This is a genomic window from Micromonospora inositola (assembly GCF_900090285.1).
GTDB classification, from domain to species: Bacteria; Actinomycetota; Actinomycetes; order Mycobacteriales; family Micromonosporaceae; genus Micromonospora; species Micromonospora inositola.
Genome location: NZ_LT607754.1, coordinates 3,532,686 through 3,558,107 on the forward strand (window position 1 = coordinate 3,532,686; position 25,422 = coordinate 3,558,107).

Genomic DNA, 25,422 nt, shown 5'->3' on the forward strand with positions numbered 1-25,422 from the left:
CCGTCGCACCGCTGAACGTGACCGCGCTCACAGGGTCGTAGCCTCCGGCCGTCACATGGCGAGTTACGACTTTCCCGGAGGTGTGTCACATGGCAGCACCCGAACCGGAGGCGCCGACCTCGGTGCGATCCAGGGCGAAGGACCACAGTCCCTGGAACTGGTTGCTTTTCATACCGATCGTGGTGCCGCTGATCCCGGCCTTCTTCAACGCCGACTCACCCCGGCTGTTCGGGTTCCCGCGCTTCTACTGGCTGCAGCTGGCCTGGATCATCCTCGGCGTGGCCACCACCACGCTGGTCTACCAGATGACCAAGAAGCGGGGTGACCGGTGATGCGCGACCACCTGACCGAGATCATCGTCTTCACGTTCCTCTTCCTGCTGGTCAGCGCGATGGGCTTCGTGGCGGCCCGCTGGCGGGCGCCGCGAGACATGGCCCACCTTGACGAGTGGGGGCTGGGCGGCCGCAACTTCGGCGGCTGGATCACCTGGTTCCTCGTCGGCGGTGACCTCTACACCGCGTACACGTTCGTGGCGGTGCCGGCGCTGATCTTCGGCGCGGGCGCGGCCGGCTTCTTCGCCGTGCCGTACACGATCGTCATCTACCCGCTGGTGTTCCTGGTGCTCTGCCGGCTCTGGTCCGTGTCGCACCGGCACGGCTTCGTCACCCCGGCCGACTTCGTCCGCAACCGGTTCGACTCGCCGATCCTGGCGCTGCTGATCGCCATCACCGGCATCGTCGCCACGATGCCGTACATCGCGCTGCAGCTGGTCGGCATCGAGGCGGTGCTCAAGACGATGGGCGTGACGGGTGACAACGCCCTCGCGCGGCACCTGCCGATCATCATCGCGTTCGCGATCCTGGCGGCCTACACCTACCAGTCCGGGTTGCGCGCGCCGGCGCTGATCGCCTTCGTCAAGGACTCGCTGATCTACATCGTGATCCTGGTGGCGATCATCTACCTGCCGTACAAGCTGGGCGGCTGGGGCGACATCTTCAACGCGGCCGACGCCAAGTTCAAGGCGTCACCCGCCCCCGGGGACGGGATCCTGCTCAACGCCAACAACCAGCTCCAGTACGTCACCCTGGCGCTCGGCTCGGCGCTGGCGCTCTTCCTCTACCCGCACAGCATCACCGGCGTGCTGGCCAGCCGGAACCGGGACGTGATCAAGCGGAACATGTCCGCGCTGCCGGCGTACAGCCTGCTGCTCGGGCTGATCGCGCTGCTCGGCTACATGGCCATCGCGGCGGGGGTGAAGCCGCTGCCGGGCGCCAAGGCGGGCAGCGTGGACAGCAACACCGTGGTGCCGCTGCTGTTCGACCAGCAGTTCCCGGGCTGGTTCGCCGGCGTCGCGTACGCGGCGATCGGCATCGGCGCGCTGGTGCCGGCGGCGATCATGTCGATCGCGGCGGCGAACCTGTTCACCCGCAACATCTACAAGGAGTACCTGAAGCGGGACGCCACCCCGGCGCAGGAGGCGCAGGTCTCGAAGGTGACCTCGCTGCTGGTCAAGGTGGGCGCGCTGGCGTTCATCATCTTCCTCGACCCGCAGTTCTCCATCGACCTCCAGCTCATCGGCGGCGTGATCATCCTCCAGACGCTGCCGGCAGTGGCGCTGGGCCTCTACACCCGCTGGTTCCACCGGGGCGCGCTGATCGCCGGCTGGGTGGCCGGCATGGGGCTCGGCATGTGGATGCTCTACCAGGTCGCGAATCCGACGACCGGGAAGAAGCACTTCGCCGGCTCGGCCTTCCCGCTCTCCGAGTTCGGCTTCGACACCAAGAAGACGATCTACGTGGGCATCGTGGCCGTGCTGGTCAACCTGGTGGTGGCCGCGCTGTTGACCCTGGTCCTGCGGGCCGCGAAGGTCACCGACGGGGTGGACCACACCACGCCGGACGACTACTTCGCCGACGAGGGCGACCCCCGGGTCACCTCCGGCACCGAGCGCGACGCTGACTCCGCCCGGGAGCCGGTCGCCTGAGGCCGACGACGCGCCCCCGCCACCGATCGGGTGGCGGGGGCGCGTCGTGGCGTCAGCGGCGCCGGTTGCGGGACTCGAGGGCGCCGTTGAGGCGGTGCAGCATCTCCGCGAGGGTCTCCCGGTCGTCGGCGCTCCAGTCGGCCAGGATGTCGCCGTAGAGGCGGGTGCGGGCCGCCTGCACGGCGGCCATCCGTTGCAGGCCGGCGTGGGTGGCGGAGATCACCGTGCCGCGCCCGTCGGTCGGGTCCGGGGCGCGGGCGATCAGGCCGTCCCGCTGCATGGCCGAGACCTGGCGGGTGACCGTGGAGCCGTCCAGGTTTAGCTTCGCGGCCAGCGCCGAGACGTTCTGCGGGCCGGCGTTGGCCAGGTGCCGCAGGATCACGTACGCCGCGCGGTCCAGCAGCCGGTGCTCCATCGTGCCGGTGCCCCGCCGGGTGGCCTCCCCGAGTCGCAGCAGCAGCGCCACCTCGGTCTCGATCCGACCGAGCGTGACCTCGTCCCGAGCCGTTCCCGTCGTGTGGTCGTCCTTCATAGCTGTATGATACAACGGAATTACCTGTACGATACAGCTATCTGCCCTGGGAGGCGGAGTGGATCGGCGATCCGAACCCAACCGCAGTGCCATCTACGCCACCGTCACGGTGGCGTTCCTCGCGATCTCCGGCATCGCCGTGGTCGACCCGATCCTGCCGGCCATCGGCGCCGACATCGGGGTCAGCGCCTGGCAGATCGAGTTGCTCTTCACGGCGTACATCGCGCTCATGGCCGTCGGCATGATCCCCGCGACCCTGGCCAGCGGCCGGTTCGGATTCAAGCCCGTGCTGATCACCGGGGTGTCGGTGGTCGGCCTGGCCGCGGTCCTCGCGTCGTTCAGCCACAACATCGTGCAGCTCTCCGTGCTGCGGGGCGTGTGGGGCCTGGGTAACGCGATGTTCTTCGCCACCGCCATGGTCGTCCTGGTCAACCTCGCCATCGACCGGGAATGGGTGGTCGGTCTCTTCGAGACCGCCCTCGGCCTCGGGTTCGCCGTGGGGCCGCTGCTCGGCGGTCTGCTCGGCCACGTGAGCTGGCGGCTGCCGTTCTTCGTCTGTGGCGTCTTCATGGTCGTCGCGCTCGCCGTGGCGTCCCGCAGGCTGCGCGAACCGGACACCAAACTGCCGCCCGTCAAGATCCGGTCGATCTTCGCCACCTACCGGAAGCCGGCGTTCCTCGCGCTCTGCGTGGTGACCGCCGCCTACAACTTCATCTTCTTCGTGGTGCTCGGCTACACCCCGCTCTTCCTGCGCCTCGAGGTGGTGCCGCTGGGGCTGGCCTTCACCGCCTGGGGCCTGGGGCTCGCCGCCGGCATCCTGGTGATCGGCCACCGCCTGGCGCACCGGATCGGAGCGGTGCAGACCATCGGTGTCGCCCTCGCCGGCCTGCTCGTCTGCCTGGTGCTTTTCGCCACCTCGCACAGCACCGCTCGGTCCCTCGTCGTCCTGGTCCTCGCCGGACTCTGCATGGGGCTCGCCAACGCCAACCTGACCGACCTCGCGCTGGGCCTCGGCTCATCCGACCGGCGGATCGCCACCGGCGCGTTCAACCTGGTCCGGTGGGGCGCCGCGGCACCGGCCCCGATCATCTCCGGCAAGCTCGCCGAGCACAGCCTCGCCCTGCCGTTCTGGGTGGGTGCGCTGGTGCTCGCCGTGGGGGCGCTGGTCTACCTCGCCTTCGCGCACGTGATGGCGGCCGGCTACGGCGAGCGGGTGCTCTGGGCCCGCTGGAACCGCGCCGCCCGGGACGCCGAGCACGCCCCCGAGGAGCCGGTCGGCGAGGCGTACTGAGCTTTCCCCTCCGCCCCTGGTCGAACCGCCCCGGCGCAGCGTCGCGCCCGGGCGGTTCGGCATCTCAGGGCAACCCGCGCCGGTCTCAGCGCAGCGCGCGCCAGAGCAGGTAGAGGCCGATCGCCGTGCCGAAGACCACGATCAGGGTCTTCAGCACCACCGGCGGCAGCCGGCGGACCAGCCGGGCGCCCGCGTACCCGCCGACCAGCGTCGCCGGCGCGACCACCGCGACGGCCGCCCAGTTGACCGGGCCGAAGAGCGCGAAGACGACCAGCGTGGTCAGCCCCACCACCGCGGAGATCAGATTCTTGATCGCCGACACCCGGGCCAGCGTGGTGTCCAGCACCAGGGCCAGGCCGGCGACCAGCATCACCCCGAGCGCCGCGCCGAAGTAGCCGCCGTACACCGCGCCGAGCCCGACCATGGCCTGCACCGTGACGGTACGGCGGCGCGGGCTCAGGCCGGCCGGGTGACCGACCAGCCGGCGCAGCGGATCCTGGAAGGCCAGCACGGCGGTCGCGCCCAGCACCAGGAACGGCACCACCAGCTCGAACGCGCGCGCCGGGGTGGCCAGCAGCAGCAGGCAGCCGAGCACGGTGCCGGCGATCGTGGTGGGCACCAGCGTGGCCATCCGCCGGGCCGGCGGCAGGTCCGCGTGGCTGCCCGCGACGCTGGCGACGTACCCGGGAAAGACCGACACCGAGTTGCTGACGTTCGCCGGCACCGGGGGCAGCCCGACCGCGATCAAGGCCGGGAAGGTGATGAGGGAACCGCCCCCGGCCACCGCGTTCACCGTGCCCGCGGCGAGACCGGCGGCGAGCAGGAGCGCGGCGTCGGAGAGATCCATGGTCCCGGAGGCTAGTACCCGCGACCCGCCAGCGCAGTTCCGGCTCGTTCCGGTGCGCGCCCGGTACGCCCCCCCGCGTGGGCTGCCGGGGCGGAAATGACCGCGGACGCTGCGTCGTTAGGATGAGTGCGCGACGGACGAGTCGACCGGGCGGTCGCGTCGACGGGCTTCGGCCCGTCGCCGAGGAACGTCCGGACTCCACAGGGCAGGGTGGTTGCTAACGGCAACCCGGGGTGACCCGCGGGACAGTGCCACAGAAAACAGACCGCCGGCCCTATATGGGACGGTAAGGGTGAAACGGTGGGGTAAGAGCCCACCAGCATCCCGGGTGACCGGGATGGCTCGGTAAACCCCACCCGGAGCAAGGCCAAGAAAGGGCCGTCACCGCAAGATGACGGTCCGCGCAGACGCTTGAGGGCTGCCCGCCCGATGTCTGCGGGTAGGCCGCTGGAGCCTGCCGGCGACGGCAGGCCGAGATGGATGGCCGCCGCCGACGACGTCCTTCGGGATGGCGTCGGTCACAGAATCCGGCGTACAGGTCGACTCGTCCGTCGCCCACCAGGTCACCGCCTCGATCAAGGCGGTGACCTCGGCGTATACCGGGCAGTCAATGGCCGTTCAGCGCCGGCTTGTGCGCCCCTGATGCGGAGGCCCTGATCCGATCCGCCTCGGCGGCTCTGGCCTCGTGGGCCACCTGACAACCCGTGACGTCGTCATCCTTCGGCTTCAACTCGTGACCTTGCGTCCAAGCCTGAGCCGGGACGCCCCTCTCGATCGTCAGTGACGAGCGGGGCGACCGGTGGATCAGGAAGTTGCCGGGGGGTGCCGGACGAACAGCACCGTCGGGATCACCATGACGAGCAGGACGACGCCGCCGACGAGCCAGCCGAGGTGAAGGGCGTCGGTGAAGGCCCGCGGCACGGCCAGGGAGAGCGTGTGTGCCAGCGGGGCCGGGAGCTGACCCGTGCTGCCGCCGTGCGTGGCTCCCGCGACGACCGCTTCGGACGTGTCGGACGGCACTCCGGCCGTCGCGAGCTGCTCGTGCAGGTACTTCGGGAAGCGGGTCGTCGCGAGGGTGCCGAGGATGCTCGGGCCGAGCACGCTGCCCAGCTGGCGGAACATGTTGACCGAGCCGGCGGCCATGCCGGCCTGCAGCGGTGGCACGCTGTTGACGGCGGCGGCGGTCGACGGCGCCACCAGCAGCGCCGAGCCGACGCCGGCGACGAACAGCCCCGGCCACATCGCCCCGTACCCGCTGAACGGGCCGACCATCAGCAGCGCGAGGGCCCCGGCGCCCATGAGAACGAGCCCCGCGGCGAGCACGGGGGCGATGCCGACCCGGCGGGCCAGGCGTCCGGCGAGTGCGCTGACGACGATGTAGGGGACGAACATGGGGAGCAGCTTCACCCCGGTCTCCAGGGCGCTCGCGTGGGCGATCCGTTCCAGGTAAAGGACGGTGAGCAGCGAGATGCCGACGAAGCCGAACATGGTGACGGCGCCGATGGTCATCACGGTCGCGAACGAGGCGTGCTTGAACAGCCGCAGGTCCAGCATGGGGTCGTGGTGGCGGAGTTCGAGCCGGACGAAGGCCACCAGCGAGACGGCGAAGACCACGTAAGCCACGATGATCGGGGGCCGGCCGTAGCCGCTGGCGCCGCCCTGGATGATGGCGTAGGTCGCCGACGCGATCGCGATGGTGCCCAGCAGCACGCCGGCGGGATCGAATTGCCGGGTCGGGTGCTTGCTCTCTGCCACGAACAGCGGGGCGAGCACGAGGGCGAGCACCCCGAGGACGAGGTTGGTGAGGTAGACCGCGTGCCAGGAGGCCTGGTCCAGGAGCGCGCCCGCCACCAGCGGCCCGATCGCCAGCCCGAGGCCGGCGCAGCTGGCCCAGACGCTGATGGCGCCGGTCCGCTCGTGGTGGTCGGTGAAGGCGTGACTCACGATCGACAGGCTCGACGGCAACACGGCCGCGGCGCCGACGCCCATCACGGCCTGGGCCGTGATGAGCAAACCCGCGTTCGGGGCGGCGAAGGCGAGCGCGCTGCCGAGCGTGAAGAGAGCGACGCCGTAGCAGAAGACCCGCCGCCGCCCGAGCAGGTCGCTCAGCGTGCCGGCGGAGAGGACCAGGCTCACCACGGCGAGGCTGAAGGCGCTGCTCACCCAGACCAGCATGCTGGCGGACATGTGCAGGTCGTCCTGGATCGGCGGCAGCGCCGAGATGGTCGACGACACGTTGACGAAGGTCATCATCACGCCCAGGCCGACGACGAAGAGGGCGAACCATCGTCGCCGCGCCTCGGTCGTGGGCGCCGCTGCGGCGGTGTTAGGCTGGCTAGTGAAAACCATAGCCAGGACGGTAGCACCCCTGGCTATGCAAACACCAAGCCAGATGGGTGTGGTAGCCATGACACAGCCAGCCGGGCCGGCCGGGCCCGACACCGACGCCGTCGTCACCTTGACCGGCCGCTTCGCCGATCGCGACGCGTGGCAGGCGGAGGGCTGGTGCCGCATCGAGCACGCGCTGGAGCTGATCGGCACCCGGTCGGCGATGATCCTGATGCGCGAGATCTACTACGGTGGCCGGCGCTTCGACGAACTGGCCCGGCATACCGGCCTGACCGAGGCGGTGGCCGCCAAGCGGCTCAAGCGGCTGGTCGCCGACGGTCTGCTGCAGCGACGGCCTTACCAGGAGCCGGGCAAGCGGACCAGGTACGAGTACGTCCTCACCGAACTGGGCCGAGAGCTCTTCCCCGCGCTCGTCGCCCTGATGCAGTGGGGGGAGCGGCTCGGCCGGGAGGGCGGCGTCGAACTCGTGCACGCCGGCTGCGGGAGTCCGCTCGGCGTCGTGGTGAAGTGTGCAAAGGGGCACGAGGTGGCGCTACCCGACACGGCCGCCCGGCTGGTGACGGACGGAAACGGCACCGACCTCCCGTAACTGGACCGGCACACCTCTCCCGCCGACGATCTCTAGTGCGGCAGCCGCTGGACGCTGCGAGGAACCTCCTCGCCCAAGACAGCCGGCTGCATGACACGGCCCACGGCGGCCTCGCAGTTGGTCGGCTACTCGGACCAACGGACGACCATGAACCCGTTCTCGGTGCGGCTCACGGCCAGGACCGCAGCGTTGTATCGCTCGAACGGCTGCGGCGGGGTATCCGGTGCCGCCCACCGAAGCTCGTCGCACTTATCAGGTTCGGCATTCACCGCCAGACCATGCCGTGCCGGATCGTGGACGGCGTGGAAGCCGAACCCGACGCGCGGTGTGCCGGTGCCGGGAAGGAGGTGCACCACGCCCGCCGGGGTGAGATCAGCACGGCTGAGGGTGATCCCGACCTCCTCCCGGGCTTCCCGCAGCACCGCCGTGATCACGTCCTCGCCCTCATCGGCCTTGCCCGACACGAGGTTCCACTGCCCGCCCGCGTACAGGTCCGCCGCGCGCAGCCCGAATAGCACCCGGCCGTCCCCGTCGCGAAGGACAAGGAAGACGTCGACCATCGCGGTCTGCGCGGTCGAGGTCACGCGGGCCAGTCCAGCTGAGCTTGCGGCACGCCAACGCTGCGGGCGGCCTCGGCGGCCTCGGCGTACCCGTCCCGGTCGGCGCGCGGATACTTGAAGATCCGACCCGCGAACACCACCCACCTGATGCTGCCAGTCGCGTAGTCGGCGTACCACCGTCCCGGCCTCAGCGAAGCGGCCAACTGCTGCGCAAGTTGTCGTTCCTGCCCGGTCATGTTCCTCCACGATGGCGGCACTTCACCGACGGCCAGATCGGACAGGCAGCGGCACTGCTGCGACGGCTGCATGACGCCACGCAAGAACTCGCGTCCATCCTCGGGGGTGGTGAGGTGGTCTGCCATCACGACCCAGGGCCGAACAATGTGGTATTCCGCGACGGCCAGCCGGTCGCGTTCATCGACTTCGACTTCGCGGCGCCCGGTCGGCGATTGGAGGACGTCGGGTACATGGCGTGGGCGTGGTGCATCTCGTCACGGCCCGACCGGGGACCCGCAACGGAACAGGCCGGCCAGGTGCGGGTCTTGGCAGACGCCTACGGCTTGAGCCGGAGCGACCGTGACGACCTACCAGCCGCCATCCGCGAGCGATTACGCCGCAACGAGGCGTTCTGGCGAGACATTCTGGAGGACGACGTCGCGGCGTCGGCCCATCGCGCACGTTGTGCCGAAGTTCTCGCTTGGACCCGACGCGAACTCGCCTACACCGAGGCCAACCAGGAGACGTTTACCGCCGCATTGTGTTCGCCCGTGAGATCCCCGTCTCGGCGGCCACGTGGAGCGATCGGCCCTGTCCGACAGCGGTCCACCGAACCGCATCATCACCACCCTGCGTACCCGTGATCTGGGAATCTCGGTCCGGACCGCGCTGATGTCGCCGGCCTTGCCGCGCGGCTGATCAGTCGAGGCAGAACTCGTTGCCCTCGGGGTCGGCCATCACGATGTGACCGGCGCCGAGCGGGGGAGCGGGCTCGTAGCGCCGGAGCCGGGTGGCGCCGTGGGAGACGAGCCGCTCGGCCTCCGCCTCAAGGGCCGCCATCCGCGCGTCGCGCTCGAGCCCTGGGGCGGCTCGCACATCGAGGTGCACGCGGTTCTTGGCCTGCTTGCGCTCCGGCACCCGCTGGAAGAACAGCCGCGGCCCGGAGCCCTCGGGGTCGACCACCGCCGACGCGTCGTTGCGGCTCTCGGGCGGCACGCCCATCGCCTCCAGGGCCTGCTCCCACGACTCGAAGCCCTCGGGCGGGTCCTGCACCCGGTACCCGAGGGCCTCGGCCCAGAACGTCGCCAACCCGGCCGGGTCGGCGCAGTCGAAGGTGATCTGGACGTCGCGGGCCATCTCAGCTCGCCTCCCGCCGGGTCTGCTGGTGGGTGTGCAGGTGGAGGTCGCGGAGCAGGCCCACCTCGGCCAGATGGTGGATCAGCTCGCGGTTGATGTGCAGCACCAGCGCTGCCAGAGGAAGCTCAGCGTACGGTCCCTCCGCCTCCCCGCACGGGCGGGCGAGGCCGGTCTCGCCGAGGGAGTCGACCCCGGCCAGCCACGTGGCGTACTCCGTGTCGAGCTGGGCCAGCGCCGCGGCCGCGGTCGCGGCGTACTCGAACGACTGGTAGTCGGTGGGCGCGCGACCGAAGTGCGCGGCGTTGCGTACCACGAGCACGCCGACGATCACGTGCCCGAGTCGCCAGGCGATCGTCGTGAACGGTGGCGGGTCGGGCTCCGGCATCGCGAAGTCGATGGTCATCGCGCCGGACCCGGCCTGCACCGGTGCGGCGCCGGTGCCGCGCGGGCGCACGCTCCAGCACCCGGGCGCCGGCTCCCAGAAGTACTCGTCGTCGGTGAGTCCGTCGAGGCGATCGCGCAGCTGGTTGGTCCAGTGCCAGGCGAGCTGGTCTCGAAGCAGGGGGTTCCAGGTCTGGTCGGTCATGGTTCCAGTCTCCCGCATATAGCGGACAGGATCGTTCCTTGATCTGTGGAACGATGAGCGCGTGACCGTCGAGGCGACGACCGAGCGGGTGCTGCGGTTGCTGGCGCTGCTGCAGCGGCGGCCGTCCTGGACGGCCGCCGAGCTCGCCACCGAGCTGGGGGTCACCGACCGCTCGGTGCGCCGCGACGTGGGGCGGCTGCGCGCGGTCGGCTACCCCGTGCACGCGACGGCGGGCGTCGGCGGCGGCTACCAGCTCGGCGCGGGCACCCGGCTGCCGCCGCTGCTCCTCGACGACGAGGAGGCAATCGCGACGGCGGTTTCCCTGCGGCTGGCGTCGGGGGGCACGGTCGCCGGGGCGGGCGAGGCGGCACTGCGGGCGCTCGCGAAGCTCGACCAGGTGATGCCGCCCCGGCTGCGCGCCGAGGTGCGGGCGGTGCACGGCGCCACCGAGACCCTTGTCGGCCCCGGGGTCGAGATCGACGCGGAGCTGCTGGTGACGCTCGCGCGGGCCTGTCGCGACGCCGTGCGGGTGCGGTTCCGGTACGCCGGCCGCGACGGCGGGGAGCGCGAGCGCACGGTCGAGCCGGTGCGGATGGTCGCCACCGGCCGCCGCTGGTACCTGATGGCCCGGGACGTCGACCGCGACGACTGGCGCACCTTCCGGCTGGACCGGATGCGCGAGGTGGTGGCGACGACATGGCACTTCCGGGCGAGGGAGCATCCGGACCCGGTCGCCTACGTGCAGCGGTCCGTGACCGAGGCGCCGTACCGGTATCTCGCCCGGGTGCGGGTGCACGCCCGGCCGGACCGGGTGCGGGAGCTGGTGCCGCCCCAAGTGGGGCGCGTCGAGGACGATCGCGACGGGTGGTGCGTGCTCGTCGTCGGCGGGGAGGACCTGGACTGGCTCGCCGCGCACGTGGCCCGGCTGGGCTTCGAGGTGGAGGTGCTGGAGCCTCCGGAGCTGCGGGAGGCCGCCGCCCTGCTCGCCCGCCGCCTCGCGGCGATGGCCGGGACCGGCTGACGGACCCGGTCAGTCCTTGCTCGACACCGTGCCCGGCAGGTCGAGCATCCGCTGCAGCGCCACTCGTCCGTCGCCCGCCAGGTCGGCCGCCCACGCATGGCGGCTGACCTGCTGTTTCTCCGGGCGCTAGTGGTCGTCGTCCATCGTTGTTGGTCGGCGTTTGGCGGCCCAGCGCCGGTCCCGGACGGCCCAAGGACGGCCCGAACGACCCGAAGCGCAGCCCCAACCATCGAACCGTTTACTGAAATCCCGCTGCCATAAAAAACGGCGGACGCGGTACGTAGAATCGGCAGAGATGCAGCCATTGTGCCGCTACCCAAACTCGCCGGTGAATAAACGCGATCGCGCTCAATCATCTTTGTCCGGTGCGACGTTTTCTGACCGATTCTCCGATCGCACTTCACGCTCGTCGGCGGATCACGGAGATGGCAATGGGGAAATCCGACGGTTAATGGGCGAACGGGCGGGGCTGGTGCGGGAGGGGGGCTTGTGACCGGGAAGGCGCAGGCGGTCGCCGCTGCGGCCAGGCCCGCACGAACCGCCGCGTGGTCGTGGTGGGCCGATGTGATCGCCTCTGCCGGCGCGGTCAGCGTGCTGATCGTCGTCGCGCTCTGGGTGCGAGGCGGCGGTGTGCAGGATCTTCGTGGCTGGGCGGCGGGCCTGACGTCGCTCGGCCGGTTGACCGGGCTTGTCGCGGCCGACCTGCTGCTCATCCAGGTGCTGCTGATTGCGCGCGTGCCGTGGATCGAGGGCACCTACGGACAGGACACGCTCGCCCGTTGGCACCGCGTCGTCGGGTTCGTCTCCTTTGATCTGCTGCTCGCGCACATCGTGCTGATCACGGCCGGGTACGCCGCGACGGATGGGGCCTCAGTGACAGGCGAGGCGTGGACCCTCGTCACCACGTACCCGGGCATGCTGCTGGCGCTCGCCGGAGCGGCCGCCCTGACGATGGTCGTGCTCACCTCCCTGCGGGCCGCGCGGCGGCGGCTGCGCTACGAGGCGTGGCACCTGCTGCACCTGTACGCCTACCTCGGCGTCGGCCTGGCGCTGCCACATCAGCTCTGGACCGGGGCCGACTTCACCAGCTCCCGGGCCGCGACGCTGTACTGGTGGACCGCGTACGCCGCGTGCGCCGGCGCGGTGGTCGGCTTCCGGCTCGGGCTACCGGCCTGGCGGACGATGCGGCACCGACTCACGGTCGCCGCAGTCGTCCCAGAGGCTCCCGGCGTTCACTCGATTTACATGCGCGGACGCCACCTGGACCGGTTGCCGGTGCGGGCCGGGCAGTTCTTCCAGTGGCGCTTCCTCAGCGGCCCGGGTTGGAGTCGCGGCCATCCGTACTCGCTGTCCGCGGTACCGCGTGAGGACATGCTGCGGATCACGGTGCGATCCCGCGGCGAGGGCAGCGAGAAGGTATCAGAGTTACGGCCGGGCACCCGTGTGTTGATTGAGGGGCCGTACGGCCGGCTGACCGCCGCCCGGCGCACGGCGCCGCGGGTCACCATGATCGCGTCCGGGATCGGAATTACCCCGCTGCGGACGTTGTTGGAAGCATTACCGTACGCGCCGGGCGAAGCCACGCTGCTGTACCGGGCGCGCTCGGCAGAAGACCTGGTGTTTCGCCAGGAACTGGAGCGCCTCGCGGCCGCCCGTGGCGTGCGCGTGGAGTACCTGTTGGGGCCGCGCGGGCGGGAAGACTCGTGGTTGCCGGCCGGAGTCGGCGACGACGTGAAAGCCTTGCGTGAGCTTGTCCCGGACATCGCGCAGCACGACGTGTTCATCTGCGGACCGGATGAGTGGATGCAAGCGGTGGTACGGGCGGCGCGGCAGGCAGGCGTGCCGGCGGAGCGCATTCATCTTGAGCGCTTCACCTGGTAACTCGGCCACCCATCCTCATGGCGCTCACAATCCCGACCCGAGGAGGACGACATGCGCAAGATCACTATGTGGTTCCTCGCCACGATCGCCGCAGTGGTACTTCTCTTCAGTTACCGGACATCGACCGGACCCGACAGCTCCCCCTCGGCCGAGACCGTTGGCGGCGCAGGCGCGGCGGGCGTGGAGAACGGCCCCGGCGCGGCGGCGGACCCCAGGACGTCACGGGGCACCGTCGCACGGTCCGGTTCCACCACCGTCGCCGACGGCCCAGCCGTGCAGACCAAGCGGGGGCGCGTCCAGGTGCAGGCCCACATCAGCGGCGGCCGGATCACCGACATCACGCCGCTGACGGTGCCGAGCACGAACAACCGCGACCGCGAGATCAACAAGTACGCGGTGCCGAAGCTGCGCGCGGAGGCGCTCGCCGCGCAGAGCGCCCAGATCGACGCGGTGTCCGGGGCGACGCTGACCAGCGGGGGCTACACGAAGTCGCTCCAGGCCGCGCTGGACTCCGCTCAGTTCACGGCCAAGCCGTGACCAGGCAGGCGTTCGTCGAGCAGATCATGGGTCTGCCGGTCAGCGTGCATGTGCGCGGTCCCGGTGCCGACTCCCCGGCGGCGGCGAACGCCGTCGCCGGGGCCTTCGCCGAACTGCGCGCGATGGACGCCGTCTTCAGCCCGTACCGCCCGGACAGCCGGCTGAGCGCGCTGAACCGGGGAGAGCCGGTACATGATCCGTTGATCGACGCGGTACTCGACCTGTGCGAGCAGGCGCGGCAGCGTACGGCCGGCTACTTCAACGCGTACCTTCCCGAACCCGGCGGTGGCACCCGCTTCGACCCGTCCGGCCTCGTCAAGGGCTGGGCCGTCGAGCGCGCCGCGGAGCACCTCGAGGGGTACACGTTCTACCTGAATGCAGGTGGGGACATGACGGTACGCGGATCCTGGCGCGTGGGCGTGGAGGATCCGGCACAGCCCGATCAGCTCCTCACCACCATCGAGGTCGTCGACGGGGCCGTCGCGACCTCGGGCAGCGCACACCGCGGAGCGCACATCGTAGATCCGCACACCGGCGCCCCCGCCCGGGGCCTGCGCTCGGTCACCGTCATCGGCCCGTCCCTGACCTGGGCGGACGTGTACGCCACCGCAGCGGCTGCGCAGGGACCTCAGGCGGTGACATGGCTCGCCACGCTACCCGGGTACGAGGCCCTGCTCGTCGGCGACGACGGCGCCCTATTCGCCACGCCCGGCTGGCCACCACCCGCGTAACCCGGCCGGCCGAGCTCGACCTCCACCTCGTCGGACTGCCCACGCCTGATCTCCGCCACCATCTCGGCGGCCACCTGTCTGCGGCGGCAGCACTGCTGCCTCGGCCGGGTTACCTACCGGCGTCCGTCCCCGACGCCGGCCGCTGACGCTCACACCGGTTGCCACAGCCGGCTCACCCTTCGACTTCGCCGAACCACCGCGCGGGCGGGCCATCTGATCCGCTTCTCCCGATGGCCGTGCGGTGCCTGCGTACCCAGACTTCGGCGGTGCACAGGGCCACGGCCAGGTAACGGCCCGGGACGCGGGCGAGACTCGTTCGGGGCTGGCCTGCTGTATGGTCCTCCCACGTCCCGCCCGCGTAAGTCCTAGCTGCCTCGCCCCGGCACGCGGGTGGAGTCTGCGCATTTTCAGGTGACTCCACGGTGATGATCCCCTCCCTCTGGCTCGCGTTCTCGCCTGGAAGCCGCGTGTCTGTCGACCACTTGGCAGGGCGCCGGATGGCGCATTAGTCGACAGGACTTCACCATGGACACCCTCACCTCGGCCCAGTCGCCTAGCGTCTGGCGCCACCTTGACTTCCAACTTCTCCTCGGCGGCCGGCTCGTCTCCCAACTGGGTGACCAGCTGCAGTTTCTCGCTCTCCCGCTCCTGGTAGTCGCGCTGACGGGATCATCCACGCAGGCCGGGCTCGTCCTCGGACTGCAGACCGTCGTCTTCCTCGTGTTCGGCCTGATTGCTGGCGCACTGGTCGATCGCTGGGACCGCAAAGCCGCCATGATCATCTGCGAGATCGGCCGTGGCCTTCTCGTAGCTACCGTTCCGGTCGCGGCTGCGCTTGGCGTGCTGGGTATGCCCCAGCTCTACGCCGTCGCGCTCCTGACCGGTGTCTTGAGCACCCTGTTCTCGGCGGCGAACAGCTCGGCGTTGCCGAACATCGTCAGCAGGGCCGAACTTCCAGCGGCGTTGGGCGCGATCGGCGCCATGTCCAACGGACTGCGGATCGTGGGGGCCACCCTGGCGGGCATCGCCTATGCGCTGGGCCGCGTCGTACCGTTCGCGTTCAACGCCGTCTCGTTCCTGGTCTCGGCGGTCGCGCTTCGCGCTGTCCGTGCGGAGTTCCAAGAGGCGCGGAACACCGCGCTTGCCTCGCCTCGGGAGTTACTGACCGACATTCGCGAAGGTCTGGCGTGGCTGTGGCGCAAGCCGGTAATCCGCGTTCTGGCGCTGCTCGATGCCGGCGACAGCCTGCGCTACGGTGCCGGCTACCTCCTGATCATCATGCTGGCCCAGCAGCTGCATGCGAATCCGACCCAGGTCGGCATCGTCTTCACGGGTGCCGCGGTCGGCGCGCTGGTGGGCAGCCTTGCTGCGCCCGCGTTGACTCGACGCTTTTCCCTCGGGCGGCTGTCGATCGTGATGCTGTGGGTGGAAGCGCTGACCTTCCCCCTCTATGCCCTGGCCCCGACCTGGTGGCTCCTGCTGGTCGTGGCGTTCGCAGAGTCAGTCGTGTCACCGATCTACAACGTCGGCCTCGACACTTATCGGATCACCGTGACCCCAGATGCCCTCCGCGGACGTGTGACCAGTGCGATCGACACGCTGACCACCGGTGCTTCCGCCATCGGCGCCATGGCCAGCGGCGCCCTCATCGCCCTTCTCGGCGCACGGACGCTGACCTACGCACTGGCCGTCTGGCTGCTGCTTCTGGCGCTCATCGCCACGACCAGTCGGACAGTCCGCAACGCACAAGCGACCGGGTGAGACCGCCTCCCCGGGGCCCGCACGTGGCGGGCCCCGGGGGAGCCTTCACGTTCTGGCCACTCGCGTCCCGTCCACCAGACGAGGAATCACCCGCTATTGCCGCTGACCGTGTGTCCCTGGTAGGTCGACCGGCATGCACGCGCTCCGGCGTTCCTACGCCTTGGCGCTTCTCGCCGCGGCGATGAGCATCAAGGCCGCCGCCTCGTACCTTGGCCGGACCGCATCGCCGCCCGCACGAACAACCCGTACGGCAAGCGGCGCGAGGAACGAGCCGCCATCCTGGAGCACCTGGCCGTCGTCGAGCCGCTGTTGCGGGCCACCGCCACCGTCGAGATCGACGCCTCGGCGCCGATCGAATCGGTCGTCCGGCAGCTCGAAGGACTCACCCGCGGGAGATCTTGCTGAGCACCGACCTGCCGGAACCGCAACTCTCCCCCGCCTGGCCGATGCTCAACCCGACCAGCTCACCTCGCGGCGCACCTGCTCGTAGTCGCGGGCCAGTTCGGCGTCGATCCGCGCCATCCGCTCGTCGGTCAGTTCCACCGTCGGCTCGTGCGCCGGCGGGCCGGCGAGCATCCGCCGGCGCAGCCCGCTCGGCGGATGGGTGGCGAACAGCGACGCCTCCTCCCGTACCGACAGCTGCCGCAGCAGCGGCAGCCGCTCCGCCGCGGCGGACCGGGACCCGGCGACCGCCGCCCGCCACCGGTCGGGCCCGTGCCCGGCCCGGGACTCCCGGCGGACCGCGAGGGCGATCGACTCCTCGGCGAGGAAGGCGTCGAGCATGCCGCACGCAGCCGGCGACCCGGCGACCCGCGCCGCCAGTTCGTCGGCCAGGTACTCGGCGCGTTGGCTGTCCCGTAGCGCGACGCTGACCAGCAGCAGGTGCGCGCCGAAGAGCAGCCCGGCCAGCACCCACTGGACGGCGTTCGCCAGGGCGGTGCCGACCAGCTCGGCGATGCCGCCGCCGGAGACGGTACGCACCGGACGCACCAGGTCGGCGGCGGAGCCGAGCATGGTGACGGCGGGTTGGGTCAGCAGCGTGCGGCGCGGATCGCCGTTGACGAAGTGGCCCAGTTCGTGGCCCAGCAACGCCACCCGCTCTTGCGCCGGCAGCGACCCCCACAGCGGCAGCCCCAGGCAGAGCACCCGCCGCCGGCGCACCCCGACGGTGCCGGCGTACGCGTTGATGTCGCCGTCCACCCCGACCACCTGCGGTGCCGGCGCGCCGATCGCCGCGGCCACCTCGTCGACGAGGGCGAACAGCTCCGGCGCCCGGTCCCGGGAGAGCACCGTCAGGTCCTCGTCCAGGCGGCCGAAGCGGGGCCGCAGCGCGTACGCCAGGCCGAGCAGGGCGACGCCGAGCACCACCGACGGGTTCGGGAAGGAGAAGGCGACGATCAGCCACACCCCGGTGACCGCGAGGGCGAGCGCGCCGCCGAGCAGCAGCATCGAGGCGATCGCGGTGACCAGCCGGGCGGTGGCCGGCCCGGGGTCGTCCAGCGGCCGCCCGACCAGCCGGTCGAACTGTCGCGTGGTCATCCGGTACGCCAACCGGTACGTCCACCGGTCCACCCAGGCCCAGCCGAACTCGCTCGCCCGCCGTTCCGGGTCGTACGCGTCGAGGTTCCACTCGCAGCCGGCGCACCACGGCGTCGCGTCCCACAGGGACACTGTCGTCGCCGCGCAGCGGGGGCAGGCGCCGGTCCCGGTCGTCGTGTCGATCATGACGACCGATCCTGCCGAGCGGGCGTGACCGGCGGAACCGGCCGTTCAGCCGACCGGGCGGGTCGATGGCCGGGCCGGCGGACGGTTGTCGTGTCGGCCGGGGTCAGTCCGGGCAGGGCAGCCGCTCCATCGGCGCCGGGGCGGCGGCGGGGCGCACCAGCTGGGCGAAGCACGCCCCGACGTTCGCCCGCTGCCACCCGAAGACCGAGGCGGCGGTCTTCGCCACCCGGACCCGGAAGACCAGCCGGACACCCGGATCCGCGTCCTCGACCGTCAGCACCTCGACCCCGTCGACGGCGTCTGCGGCGTCCCGCAGCGCCGGCCCGGACGCCGACGGCGTGGCCAGCAGCGCCGCCCGGGTCCGCTGCGCCGTCGTCGTCACCTCCCGGTCGGCACGCTGGTCCAACCGGTGCTGGGACCGGTCCCGCAGCAGCGGCACCGCCACCAGCACCCCGGCCGCGGCGAGCGCCGCGACCACTGCGGTGGCCAGCAGGCGGCGCCGCAGGCGTGCCGATGTTCTTCCCCCGTACCGCACCCCGGGATTGTCCGTCACCGGACCGGTGCGCGGCTGCCCCGTGCCTTGCCGTTTCGGCATCCGGCGGCCGGTAGCACGTCTATTGTGGAGGACATCGGCGACTTTTTGTGGCGATCCGGTGGCGGCCGGACGCTACGCGGTGCACAGTGATCTCATGAGCGACAGCGGAAGTGGTGTGCACTACTACTGGTGCGCGCGACACCACCGGGTCGAGACCGATGCCGACGTGTGCCCTGCGAAGCATGTTCTCGGACCGTATGCCTCAGCCGCCGACGCGGAGAACGCCCTGCAGAAGGTGCAGGAGCGCAACGAAGCGTGGGACGCCGAGGACGCCCGTTGGGCCGGGGAGGACAGGTAGGCGGCGCGGGACGGCCCGCGTCGAGGTACTCCGTGCTCCGCGAGGAGCCACGCGAGAGCACGTCCCCAAGGAGGGAACCGAGATGGCCGAAGCACAAAAGGCCACCACCCGCCCGGCCGCCAAACGTACGCCCGCGAAGAAGACCGCCGCGACGCGGCGGTCCACGGGGGCCGCCACGGCCCCGACGGCGACGGTCACCAAGGCCGCGCCGAACGCCTCGGGCGCCGGCGCCGGTCAGGTGCCGGCGAAGCGGGCCGTCGCGAAGAAGGCGGCCGCCAAGAAGGTCGTGTCGGCGGCGCGGAAGGCGCCCGCCAAGAAGGCCCCGGCCACGAAGACCACGGCGAAGAAGGCGCCCGCCAAGAAGGCCCCGGCCACGAAGACCACGGCGAAGAAGGCGCCCGCCAAGAAGACCACCGTGGCGGCGAAGAGGGCGCCCGCCAAGAAGACCACCGTGGCGGCGAAGAGGGCGCCCGCCAAGAAGACCACCGTGGCGGCGAAGAGGGCGCCCGCCAAGAAGACCACCGTGGCGGCGAAGAGGGCGCCCGCCAAGAAGGCGCCCGCCAAGAAGGCTCCCGCCCGGAAGGCGGCGGCGAAGAAGGCACCCTCGAGGACCACGGCCGCCACCCGGAAGGTCACCGCCACGGGGAAGAAGGCCACCGCGGCGGTGAAGAAGACCGGCCCCGCGGCGAAGAAGACCGCGGCGAAGAAGACCACCACCGCGGCGAAGAAGGCCCCGGCGAAGAAGACCGCCGCCGCGAAGGCCACCTCGACCCGCCCGACTGGGGGCGCCCGCAAGGCGGCGGCGAAGACGGCGCCGGCGAGGAGGTCGACCGCCGGTTCGTCGGCCACCGCGCGCAATGTGGCGGCGAGGAAGACGACGTCGGCGGCGTCGTCCGTGGGCCCGGTCGAGGCCAGGACGAGCGGCTCGACCGCCACCCACAAGCGGATCACCGCCGCCCGGAAGCCCGCCGGCGCGAGGGTCGCCGCCGGCCGTTCGACGATCAAGCCGGCCGGCGCCCGGAGGGCGACCGGCTGACGCCCGAAATCCGCCGCTGACCGGCGGCACGCCGGGCCGGTGAGCGGATCACGCACCGCGCTGTCAGGATTGACCCCGTGGTGATCCGACGCGTACTGGCGAACCGCATCGACTTCGGCGCGCTGCGCCGCGAGCTGGGACTGCCCGACGGCTTCCCGGCCGCGGCGCAGCGCGAGGCCGACGAGGCGGCCGCCGCGCCGCTGCCGGCCGCCGCCGACCGCACCGACATCCCGTTCGTCACCGTCGACCCGGCGGCCTCGCGCGACCTCGACCAGGCGATGCACCTCAGCCGTCGTCCGGGTGGCGGCTTCCGGATCCGGTACGCGATCGCCGACGTCGCCACGCACGTACGCCCCGGCGGTCCGCTGGAGGAGGAGACCTGGCACCGCGGCCAGACCGTCTACCTGCCCGACGGCAACGTGCCGCTGCACCCGCACACGCTCAGCGAGGGGGCGGCCAGCCTGCTGCCTGACGCCGACCGGGCGGCGGTGCTCTGGACCATCGACCTCGACACCGACGGCGACACGGTGGCCGTCGCGCTGGAACGCGCCCGGGTCCGCAGCCGGGCCAAGCTCGACTACGTCGGCGTGCAGCTCGACGCCGACGCCGGCCGCCTGCCCGAACCGATCGCCCTGCTGCCCGAGATCGGCGCGCTGCTCACTGCCCGGGGGCTCCGCCGGGGCGCGATCAACCTGCCCCTGCCCGAGCAGGACGTCGAACCGGACGGCGACGGCTGGCGGCTGGTGCTGCGCGGCCCGGGACCGATGGAGGACCACAACGCCCAGATCTCCCTGCTGACCGGGATGGCCGCCGCCGACATCATGCTCGCCGGCCGGATCGGCCTGCTGCGGACGATGCCGCCGCCGAAGCCGGAGGCGGTCGCCCGGCTGCGCCTCGCCGCCGCCCCGCTCGGGGTCGACTGGCCGGCGGACCGCACCGTCGGCGAGGTGCTCGCCGGGCTGGACGCCTCCCGGCCCCGGGCCGCGGCCTTCATCGACCAGGCGGCCGAGCTGATGCGCGGGGCGGCGTACACCGCCTTCGACGGCGAGCTGCCGGAGCAGCCGGAGCACGGCGGGGTGGCCGCCGCGTACGCCCACGTCACCGCGCCGCTGCGCCGACTGGCCGACCGGTACGCGACCGAGGTCTGCCTGGCCCTGCACGAGGGCCGGGAGGTGCCCGAGTGGACCCGCGCCGCGCTGCCCAAGCTGCCGGAGGTGATGGCGACGACCGACCGGACGGCGTCGGCGGCCGCCCGGGGCGCGATCGAGCTGGCCGAGGCGGTGCTGCTGGAACACCGGGTGGGGGAGACCTTCTCCGCGGCTGTGCTGGACGTGGACGCGCCGCCGAACGGCAACTCGAAGCCGGGCCGGGAGCCCGGCGGCACGGTGGCCCTGGACGAGCCGCCGGTCCGCGCCCGCTGCACCGGCGACCTCCCGCTCGGCGAGCGCGTCCAGGTCCGCCTGACCACCGCCGACCCGACCCGGCGCAAGGTGGTCTTCGACGTCGCCTGACAGCCACGCCGGGGGTGGGTCAGCGGGGATTGTCACAGCGGCTGCGCTGCTGCCCGGCGGGGCGGTTTGCGAGGATGACGGCATGGCTTACGACGCGACCACGCTGCCCGACGTCTCCGGGCTGACCGTCGGCATCATCGGTGGCACCGGCGACCAGGGGCGGGGGCTCGCCTACCGGTTCGCCCGGGCCGGACAGACCGTGCTGATCGGTTCCCGTTCCGCCGAGCGGGCGGCGCAGTCGGCCGCCGAGATCGCCGCCCTGCCCGGCGTGCCGGCGGGCGCGGCGGTGTCGGGCGGCGACAACGACGAGGTCGCCCGCGGCAGCGACGTGGTGATCGTCGCGGTTCCGTGGGACGGGCACGCGGCCACCGTCGCCGCGCTGGCCGAGCCGCTCGCCGGCAAGATCGTGGTGGACTGCGTCAACCCGCTCGGGTTCGACAAGCAGGGCCCGTACGCCCTGCGGGTCGACGAGGGCAGTGCCGTCCAGCAGGCCGCCCGGCTGCTGCCGGACTCCCGGGTCTGCGCGGCGTTCAACCACGTCAGCGCGCCGCTGCTGGCCGACCCGGAGATCGACCGGATCGACCTCGACGTGCTGATCTGCACCGAGGAGCGGGAGCTGGTCGACGTGGTGGCCGCGCTCGCCGCCCGGATCCCCGGCATGCGTGGCATCTACGCCGGGCGGCTGCGCAACGCCCACCAGATCGAGGCGTTCACCGCCAACCTGATCGCCATCAACAAGCGCTACAAGGCGCACGCCGGCATCCGCGTCACCGACCTCTGACCGACCTCGCGCCGCACCGGAAGCGCACCGTCACACCCGCAGGGCACCATCGGCGGATGGAATGGCAACTGGTGATCGACTGTCGGGAGCCGTCGCGGCTCGTCGGGTTCTGGGCGGAGGCGCTGCGATACCGTCCGCAGCCGCCGCCGGATGGGCACGCGACATGGCGTGACTGGTACCTGTCGATCGGGATTCCGCCCGACGAGCTCGGCGATGGTGACTGCCTGGACCGCCTGGAGGATCCGACCGGGGCCGGGCCGCGGATCTGGTTCCAGCCGGTCCCGGAGCCGAAGTCGATGAAGAACCGGCTGCACATCGACCTGAAGGTCGGTGGTGGGCGGGCCGTGCCGCTGCCGGAGCGGCGGTCCCGCGTCGACGCCGAGGCGACCCGACTGGTGGACCTCGGGGCACGGGTGCTCGGGGGGATGGACGCGCCGGAGAACGACCACTACTCCGTCCAGCTCGCCGACCCGGAGGGGAACGAGTTCTGCGTGGTGTGATCCGCCGGCCGGTTCCGGGGGACGGTGCACCGAGCGACGGGCGGTGCGGCTGCGGGCCGCACCGCCCGTCGTCGTCAGAAGGTGTGCTCGGCGGCCGGGAACTCGCCGCCGCGGACCTCCTCGGCGAAGCGGCGGGTCGCGTCGGTCAGCGCGCCGGCCAGGTCGGCGTAGCGCTTGACGAAGCGCGGCGCCTTGCCGGTACGCAGGCCGGCCATGTCCTGCCAGACCAGCACCTGCGCGTCGGTGTCCGGCCCGGCGCCGATCCCGACGGTGGGGATCCGCAGCTCGGCGGTGATCCGCTTGGCCACCTCGCCGGGCACCATCTCCAGCACCACCGCGAACGCGCCCGCCTCGGCCACCGCCCGGGCGTCGGCGATCACCTCGTCGGCCGTGTCGCCGCGTCCCTGGACCCGGTAGCCGCCCAGGGTGTGCTCGCTCTGCGGGGTGAAGCCGATGTGCGCCATCACCGGGATGCCGGCGCCGACGATCGCCGCGATCTGGTCGGCGCAGCGCCGCCCGCCCTCCAGCTTCACGGCGTGGCAGCCGCCCTCCTTCATGAACCGCACCGCCGTGCGCAGCGCCTGCGTCGGCCCCTCCTCGTACGAGCCGAAGGGCAGATCGCCGACGATCAGCGAGTGCCGGGTCGCCCGTACCACCGCGCGGACCAGCGGCAGCAGCTCCTCGGCGGTAACCGGCAGGGTGGTCTCGTAGCCGAAGACGTTGTTCGCCGCCGAGTCGCCGACCAGCAGCACCGGGATCCCCGCCTGGTCGAAGATGGAGGCGGTGTACTGGTCGTACGAGGTGAGCATCGCCCACCGCTCACCGCGCTCCTTGGCGGTGATCAGGTCGCGGGTACGGACCCGTCGGGTGGCCGGCCCGCCGTACAGGGCGGTCACCTCGGTCGGGGTGGACTCCACCATGACTCTCTCCTTCCTCGAGGCCGCCTCCGCGGTCCCCGGGTTCCGCCGCGATCGTCGCACCGGACGACCGGCTCACGGCAGGGCGGAGTGGAGGATTTCACTCCCCGGCCGGGGAGCCGGTCAGCCGTGCTCGCGCCAGCGGTTGGTGATGGGCAGCCGGCGGTCCCGCCCGAATGCCTTGTGCGAGATCTTCGTGCCGGGCGCGGACTGCCGACGCTTGTACTCGGCGGTATCCACCATCCGCAGCACCTTGTCCACCACCTCCGGGTCGTGGCCCGACGCGATCAGCCCGTCCCGGCCCAGGTCGCCGTCGACGTATCCGATCAGGATCGGGTCGAGGACGTCGTAGTCCGGCAGGGTGTCGCTGTCGAGCTGGCCCGGGCTCAGCTCCGCCGACGGCGGCTTGCCGATCGAGTTCTCCGGGATCGGCGGCGTCTCGCCCCGGCGCTCCGCGTCCGCGTTGCGCCACTTCGCCAGCCGCCAGATCAGCGTCTTCCAGACGTCCTTCACCGGGTTGTAGCCGCCGACGGAGTCGCCGTAGAGGGTGGAGTAGCCCACTGCCAGCTCGCTCTTGTTGCCGGTGGTGAGGACCAGGTGGCCCTCCTGGTTCGACAGCGCCATCAGGATCACGCCGCGGACCCGGGCCTGGAGGTTCTCCACCGTCACCCCGGAGAGCGACATGTTGGCCAGGAAGGCGTCGACCATGGGCTGGATGGGTTCGATCCGGTAGTCCATCCCGGTCCGCTTGGCCAGGTCCTCGGCGTCGGCACGGGAGTGCTCCGACGAGTGCTGGCTGGGCAGCGACACGCCGGCCACCCGGTCGGGGCCGAGCGCATCCACCGCGATGGCCGCCGACACCGCCGAGTCGATCCCGCCGGAGAGGCCGAGCACCACCGACGGGAAACGGTTCTTGTTGACGTAGTCGCGCAGGCCCAGCACCAGCGCCTGCCACACCTCGGCCTCGTCGGCGACCGGCTCGATGATCCCGCCGACCGCGGCCTCGCCGGTGGGCACCGGGGGGAGGGTGTCGCTGACCTTGGTTCGGACCACCCGCATCCCGTCGGCCAGCTCGCCGGTGCTCTCGACCGGCTCCTTCGCCGGGGGCAGCTCCACGTCGTGCACCAGGAGGTGCTCGACGAACTGCGGCGCCCGGGCGAGCAGCGCGCCGTCCGCGCTGACGATCATGGAGTCGCCGTCGAAGACCAACTCGTCCTGGCCGCCGACCATGTTCACGTACGCGACGGTGGCGCCGGCTTCGGCGGCCCGGCGGCGGACCAGCGGCAGCCGGATGTCGTCCTTGTTCAGCTCGTACGGCGAGCCGTTGATGTTGAGGACCAGCCCCACGCCGGCCTGCCGCGCCACCGCGAACGGGCCGCCGGCCTGCCAGAGGTCCTCGCAGATGGTCAGCGCGACGTCCACCCCGCCGATCCGCACCACGGTCAGCGTGTTGCCGGACACGAAGTAGCGGTCCTCGTCGAACACCCCGTAGTTGGGCAGGTGGTGCTTGAAGTAGGCGGCCACGACCGACCCCCGGTGCAGCAACGCGGCGGCGTTGCGGGCACCCTTGCCCGGCTCGGCGTCGGCGCTGACCTGCGGCGGGCCGTCCGCGTCCAGGTAGCCGACCAGGACCGGCAGCTCACCGAGCCCGTCGGCGGCCAGATCGTCGGCGAGCCGCTGGAGCGCGGCCTTCGAGGCGGCCACGAAGGAGCGGCGGAAGACCAGGTCCTCGACCGGGTAACCGGTCAGCATCAGCTCCGGGAAAAGGGCGAGCTGGGCGCCGGCGTCGGCGGCCTTGCGGGTCCAGCGGCGGACCAGGTCGGCGTTGCCGGCGATGTCACCGACGGTCGGGTCGACCTGGCACAGGGCGAGACGCAGGGTGGGCATGTCCCCATTTTGCCCCAGCGCCGCGGACCCATCACGTCAGGACGCGGGAGACGCCGGCCACCCCCGGCCGGCCCTGTCCCGCCGCCCGGGCCCGGGCGGCGGGACAGGGCGGGACGCGCGCCGGATGGTCGCGTAACGTCTGCGTAACGA

At 71.7% G+C, this 25,422-nt stretch carries 25 protein-coding genes and 1 other RNA gene; 15 read left to right on the plus strand and 11 right to left on the minus strand.

Features of this window, described 5'->3' with window-relative positions:
* Nucleotides 1–89: 89 nt before the first annotated feature.
* Nucleotides 90–332: a DUF3311 domain-containing protein gene (locus tag GA0070613_RS16960; protein ID WP_089013196.1), complete on the plus strand. Its 243-nt coding sequence runs from the start codon at nucleotides 90–92 to the stop codon at nucleotides 330–332.
* Nucleotides 329–1,984 (plus strand): monocarboxylate uptake permease MctP, encoded by a 1,656-nt coding sequence (gene mctP / locus GA0070613_RS16965; RefSeq protein WP_089013197.1) that lies wholly within the window; start codon nucleotides 329–331, stop codon nucleotides 1,982–1,984. The genes GA0070613_RS16960 and mctP overlap by 4 nt, the downstream gene beginning before the upstream one ends.
* A 52-nt stretch (nucleotides 1,985–2,036) precedes the next feature.
* On the opposite strand, the gene GA0070613_RS16970 is transcribed toward mctP, so the two are convergent.
* Complete coding sequence (locus GA0070613_RS16970; RefSeq protein WP_089013198.1) at nucleotides 2,037–2,516, minus strand: MarR family winged helix-turn-helix transcriptional regulator; 480 nt, start codon at nucleotides 2,514–2,516, stop codon at nucleotides 2,037–2,039.
* A gap of 58 nt (nucleotides 2,517–2,574) precedes the next feature.
* On the opposite strand from GA0070613_RS16970, the gene GA0070613_RS16975 reads away from it, so the two are divergent.
* Nucleotides 2,575–3,807 carry an MFS transporter gene (locus tag GA0070613_RS16975; RefSeq protein WP_089013199.1) on the plus strand — a complete coding sequence of 411 codons (1,233 nt, stop codon included), beginning with the start codon at nucleotides 2,575–2,577 and terminating at the stop codon, nucleotides 3,805–3,807.
* Between the two features lie 85 nt (nucleotides 3,808–3,892).
* On the opposite strand, the gene GA0070613_RS16980 is transcribed toward GA0070613_RS16975, so the two are convergent.
* On the minus strand, nucleotides 3,893–4,654 hold the full coding sequence (locus tag GA0070613_RS16980; RefSeq protein ID WP_089013200.1) for a sulfite exporter TauE/SafE family protein: 762 nt from the start codon (nucleotides 4,652–4,654) through the stop codon (nucleotides 3,893–3,895).
* Between the two features lie 138 nt (nucleotides 4,655–4,792).
* Between GA0070613_RS16980 and rnpB the strand changes: the two genes are divergently transcribed.
* Nucleotides 4,793–5,205, plus strand: an RNA gene (gene rnpB, locus GA0070613_RS16985) — RNase P RNA component class A.
* A gap of 253 nt (nucleotides 5,206–5,458) precedes the next feature.
* Here rnpB and GA0070613_RS16990 read toward each other — a convergent pair.
* Nucleotides 5,459–7,003, minus strand: coding sequence for an MFS transporter (locus tag GA0070613_RS16990; protein WP_089013201.1), 1,545 nt, complete (start codon nucleotides 7,001–7,003; stop codon nucleotides 5,459–5,461).
* A gap of 58 nt (nucleotides 7,004–7,061) precedes the next feature.
* On the opposite strand from GA0070613_RS16990, the gene GA0070613_RS16995 reads away from it, so the two are divergent.
* Nucleotides 7,062–7,592, plus strand: a complete 531-nt coding sequence (locus GA0070613_RS16995; RefSeq protein ID WP_089015999.1) for a winged helix-turn-helix transcriptional regulator — start codon at nucleotides 7,062–7,064, stop codon at nucleotides 7,590–7,592.
* Between the two features lie 125 nt (nucleotides 7,593–7,717).
* On the opposite strand, the gene GA0070613_RS17000 is transcribed toward GA0070613_RS16995, so the two are convergent.
* On the minus strand, nucleotides 7,718–8,176 hold the full coding sequence (locus GA0070613_RS17000) for an NUDIX domain-containing protein (protein ID WP_089013202.1): 459 nt from the start codon (nucleotides 8,174–8,176) through the stop codon (nucleotides 7,718–7,720).
* 191 nt (nucleotides 8,177–8,367) lie between these two features.
* Here GA0070613_RS17000 and GA0070613_RS34420 point away from each other — a divergent pair, with 191 nt between their 5' ends.
* Nucleotides 8,368–9,012, plus strand: coding sequence for a phosphotransferase (locus GA0070613_RS34420; RefSeq protein ID WP_197698912.1), 645 nt, complete (start codon nucleotides 8,368–8,370; stop codon nucleotides 9,010–9,012).
* A gap of 55 nt (nucleotides 9,013–9,067) precedes the next feature.
* Here the strand turns inward: GA0070613_RS34420 and GA0070613_RS17010 are convergent, their stop codons facing one another.
* Entirely contained in the window at nucleotides 9,068–9,505 is a 438-nt protein-coding gene (locus tag GA0070613_RS17010; protein ID WP_089013204.1) for a VOC family protein, read from the minus strand.
* Nucleotide 9,506: 1 nt separating this feature from the next.
* On the minus strand, nucleotides 9,507–10,091 hold the full coding sequence (locus GA0070613_RS17015; protein ID WP_089013205.1) for a DinB family protein: 585 nt from the start codon (nucleotides 10,089–10,091) through the stop codon (nucleotides 9,507–9,509).
* A 61-nt stretch (nucleotides 10,092–10,152) separates the two neighbouring features.
* On the opposite strand from GA0070613_RS17015, the gene GA0070613_RS17020 reads away from it, so the two are divergent.
* The 5 genes from GA0070613_RS17020 to GA0070613_RS17040 all read left to right on the plus strand — a co-directional run bounded on the left by GA0070613_RS17020 (nucleotide 10,153) and on the right by GA0070613_RS17040 (nucleotide 16,022).
* Entirely contained in the window at nucleotides 10,153–11,112 is a 960-nt protein-coding gene (locus GA0070613_RS17020) for a helix-turn-helix transcriptional regulator (RefSeq protein WP_089013206.1), read from the plus strand.
* Between the two features lie 489 nt (nucleotides 11,113–11,601).
* Nucleotides 11,602–12,993 (plus strand): ferredoxin reductase family protein, encoded by a 1,392-nt coding sequence (locus tag GA0070613_RS17025; RefSeq protein WP_089013207.1) that lies wholly within the window; start codon nucleotides 11,602–11,604, stop codon nucleotides 12,991–12,993.
* A gap of 51 nt (nucleotides 12,994–13,044) precedes the next feature.
* Complete coding sequence (locus tag GA0070613_RS17030; RefSeq protein ID WP_089013208.1) at nucleotides 13,045–13,530, plus strand: FMN-binding protein; 486 nt, start codon at nucleotides 13,045–13,047, stop codon at nucleotides 13,528–13,530.
* On the plus strand, nucleotides 13,527–14,261 hold the full coding sequence (locus tag GA0070613_RS17035; RefSeq protein WP_197698913.1) for an FAD:protein FMN transferase: 735 nt from the start codon (nucleotides 13,527–13,529) through the stop codon (nucleotides 14,259–14,261). Before GA0070613_RS17030 ends, GA0070613_RS17035 begins: the two co-directional genes overlap by 4 nt.
* A gap of 525 nt (nucleotides 14,262–14,786) precedes the next feature.
* Nucleotides 14,787–16,022 carry an MFS transporter gene (locus tag GA0070613_RS17040; protein WP_089013209.1) on the plus strand — a complete coding sequence of 412 codons (1,236 nt, stop codon included), beginning with the start codon at nucleotides 14,787–14,789 and terminating at the stop codon, nucleotides 16,020–16,022.
* Between the two features lie 450 nt (nucleotides 16,023–16,472).
* Here the strand turns inward: GA0070613_RS17040 and GA0070613_RS17050 are convergent, their stop codons facing one another.
* Both GA0070613_RS17050 and GA0070613_RS17055 read right to left on the minus strand, forming a co-directional pair.
* Complete coding sequence (locus tag GA0070613_RS17050) at nucleotides 16,473–17,747, minus strand: M48 family metallopeptidase (protein WP_089013210.1); 1,275 nt, start codon at nucleotides 17,745–17,747, stop codon at nucleotides 16,473–16,475.
* A 103-nt stretch (nucleotides 17,748–17,850) separates the two neighbouring features.
* Nucleotides 17,851–18,342, minus strand: coding sequence for a hypothetical protein (locus GA0070613_RS17055; RefSeq protein ID WP_089013211.1), 492 nt, complete (start codon nucleotides 18,340–18,342; stop codon nucleotides 17,851–17,853).
* A gap of 94 nt (nucleotides 18,343–18,436) precedes the next feature.
* Between GA0070613_RS17055 and GA0070613_RS17060 the strand changes: the two genes are divergently transcribed.
* Nucleotides 18,437–18,640, plus strand: a complete 204-nt coding sequence (locus GA0070613_RS17060; RefSeq protein ID WP_089016001.1) for a hypothetical protein — start codon at nucleotides 18,437–18,439, stop codon at nucleotides 18,638–18,640.
* Nucleotides 18,641–18,874: 234 nt separating this feature from the next.
* Here the strand turns inward: GA0070613_RS17060 and GA0070613_RS32110 are convergent, their stop codons facing one another.
* Nucleotides 18,875–19,732: a hypothetical protein gene (locus GA0070613_RS32110; RefSeq protein ID WP_157746373.1), complete on the minus strand. Its 858-nt coding sequence runs from the start codon at nucleotides 19,730–19,732 to the stop codon at nucleotides 18,875–18,877.
* A 21-nt stretch (nucleotides 19,733–19,753) separates the two neighbouring features.
* On the opposite strand from GA0070613_RS32110, the gene GA0070613_RS17070 reads away from it, so the two are divergent.
* From GA0070613_RS17070 to GA0070613_RS17080, 3 genes are all read left to right on the plus strand, one after another.
* Nucleotides 19,754–21,187, plus strand: coding sequence for an RNB domain-containing ribonuclease (locus tag GA0070613_RS17070; protein ID WP_089013212.1), 1,434 nt, complete (start codon nucleotides 19,754–19,756; stop codon nucleotides 21,185–21,187).
* 82 nt (nucleotides 21,188–21,269) lie between these two features.
* Complete coding sequence (npdG, locus tag GA0070613_RS17075; protein ID WP_089013213.1) at nucleotides 21,270–21,968, plus strand: NADPH-dependent F420 reductase; 699 nt, start codon at nucleotides 21,270–21,272, stop codon at nucleotides 21,966–21,968.
* Nucleotides 21,969–22,024: 56 nt separating this feature from the next.
* Nucleotides 22,025–22,468: a VOC family protein gene (locus GA0070613_RS17080; RefSeq protein ID WP_089013214.1), complete on the plus strand. Its 444-nt coding sequence runs from the start codon at nucleotides 22,025–22,027 to the stop codon at nucleotides 22,466–22,468.
* Nucleotides 22,469–22,542: 74 nt separating this feature from the next.
* On the opposite strand, the gene panB is transcribed toward GA0070613_RS17080, so the two are convergent.
* Nucleotides 22,543–23,388: a 3-methyl-2-oxobutanoate hydroxymethyltransferase gene (gene panB / locus GA0070613_RS17085; RefSeq protein ID WP_089013215.1), complete on the minus strand. Its 846-nt coding sequence runs from the start codon at nucleotides 23,386–23,388 to the stop codon at nucleotides 22,543–22,545.
* 120 nt (nucleotides 23,389–23,508) lie between these two features.
* Complete coding sequence (locus GA0070613_RS17090; protein WP_089013216.1) at nucleotides 23,509–25,272, minus strand: NAD+ synthase; 1,764 nt, start codon at nucleotides 25,270–25,272, stop codon at nucleotides 23,509–23,511.
* Nucleotides 25,273–25,422: the final 150 nt, after the last annotated feature.

Excerpts from the sequence above, each read along its gene's own strand:
- GA0070613_RS16960 (WP_089013196.1), top strand. The coding sequence starts at position 90 with ATGGCAGCACCCGAACCGGAGGCGCCGACCTCGGTGCGATCCAGGGCG.
- GA0070613_RS16970 (WP_089013198.1), bottom strand. The coding sequence starts at position 2,516 with ATGAAGGACGACCACACGACGGGAACGGCTCGGGACGAGGTCACGCTC.
- GA0070613_RS16980 (WP_089013200.1), bottom strand. The coding sequence starts at position 4,654 with ATGGATCTCTCCGACGCCGCGCTCCTGCTCGCCGCCGGTCTCGCCGCG.
- GA0070613_RS16990 (WP_089013201.1), bottom strand. The coding sequence starts at position 7,003 with ATGGTTTTCACTAGCCAGCCTAACACCGCCGCAGCGGCGCCCACGACC.
- GA0070613_RS16995 (WP_089015999.1), top strand. The coding sequence starts at position 7,062 with ATGACACAGCCAGCCGGGCCGGCCGGGCCCGACACCGACGCCGTCGTC.
- GA0070613_RS17010 (WP_089013204.1), bottom strand. The coding sequence starts at position 9,505 with ATGGCCCGCGACGTCCAGATCACCTTCGACTGCGCCGACCCGGCCGGG.
- GA0070613_RS17015 (WP_089013205.1), bottom strand. The coding sequence starts at position 10,091 with ATGACCGACCAGACCTGGAACCCCCTGCTTCGAGACCAGCTCGCCTGG.
- GA0070613_RS17030 (WP_089013208.1), top strand. The coding sequence starts at position 13,045 with ATGCGCAAGATCACTATGTGGTTCCTCGCCACGATCGCCGCAGTGGTA.
- GA0070613_RS17040 (WP_089013209.1), top strand. The coding sequence starts at position 14,787 with ATGGACACCCTCACCTCGGCCCAGTCGCCTAGCGTCTGGCGCCACCTT.
- GA0070613_RS17050 (WP_089013210.1), bottom strand. The coding sequence starts at position 17,747 with ATGATCGACACGACGACCGGGACCGGCGCCTGCCCCCGCTGCGCGGCG.
- GA0070613_RS17055 (WP_089013211.1), bottom strand. The coding sequence starts at position 18,342 with ATGCCGAAACGGCAAGGCACGGGGCAGCCGCGCACCGGTCCGGTGACG.
- GA0070613_RS17060 (WP_089016001.1), top strand. The coding sequence starts at position 18,437 with ATGAGCGACAGCGGAAGTGGTGTGCACTACTACTGGTGCGCGCGACAC.
- npdG (WP_089013213.1), top strand. The coding sequence starts at position 21,270 with ATGGCTTACGACGCGACCACGCTGCCCGACGTCTCCGGGCTGACCGTC.
- GA0070613_RS17080 (WP_089013214.1), top strand. The coding sequence starts at position 22,025 with ATGGAATGGCAACTGGTGATCGACTGTCGGGAGCCGTCGCGGCTCGTC.
- panB (WP_089013215.1), bottom strand. The coding sequence starts at position 23,388 with ATGGTGGAGTCCACCCCGACCGAGGTGACCGCCCTGTACGGCGGGCCG.
- GA0070613_RS17090 (WP_089013216.1), bottom strand. The coding sequence starts at position 25,272 with ATGCCCACCCTGCGTCTCGCCCTGTGCCAGGTCGACCCGACCGTCGGT.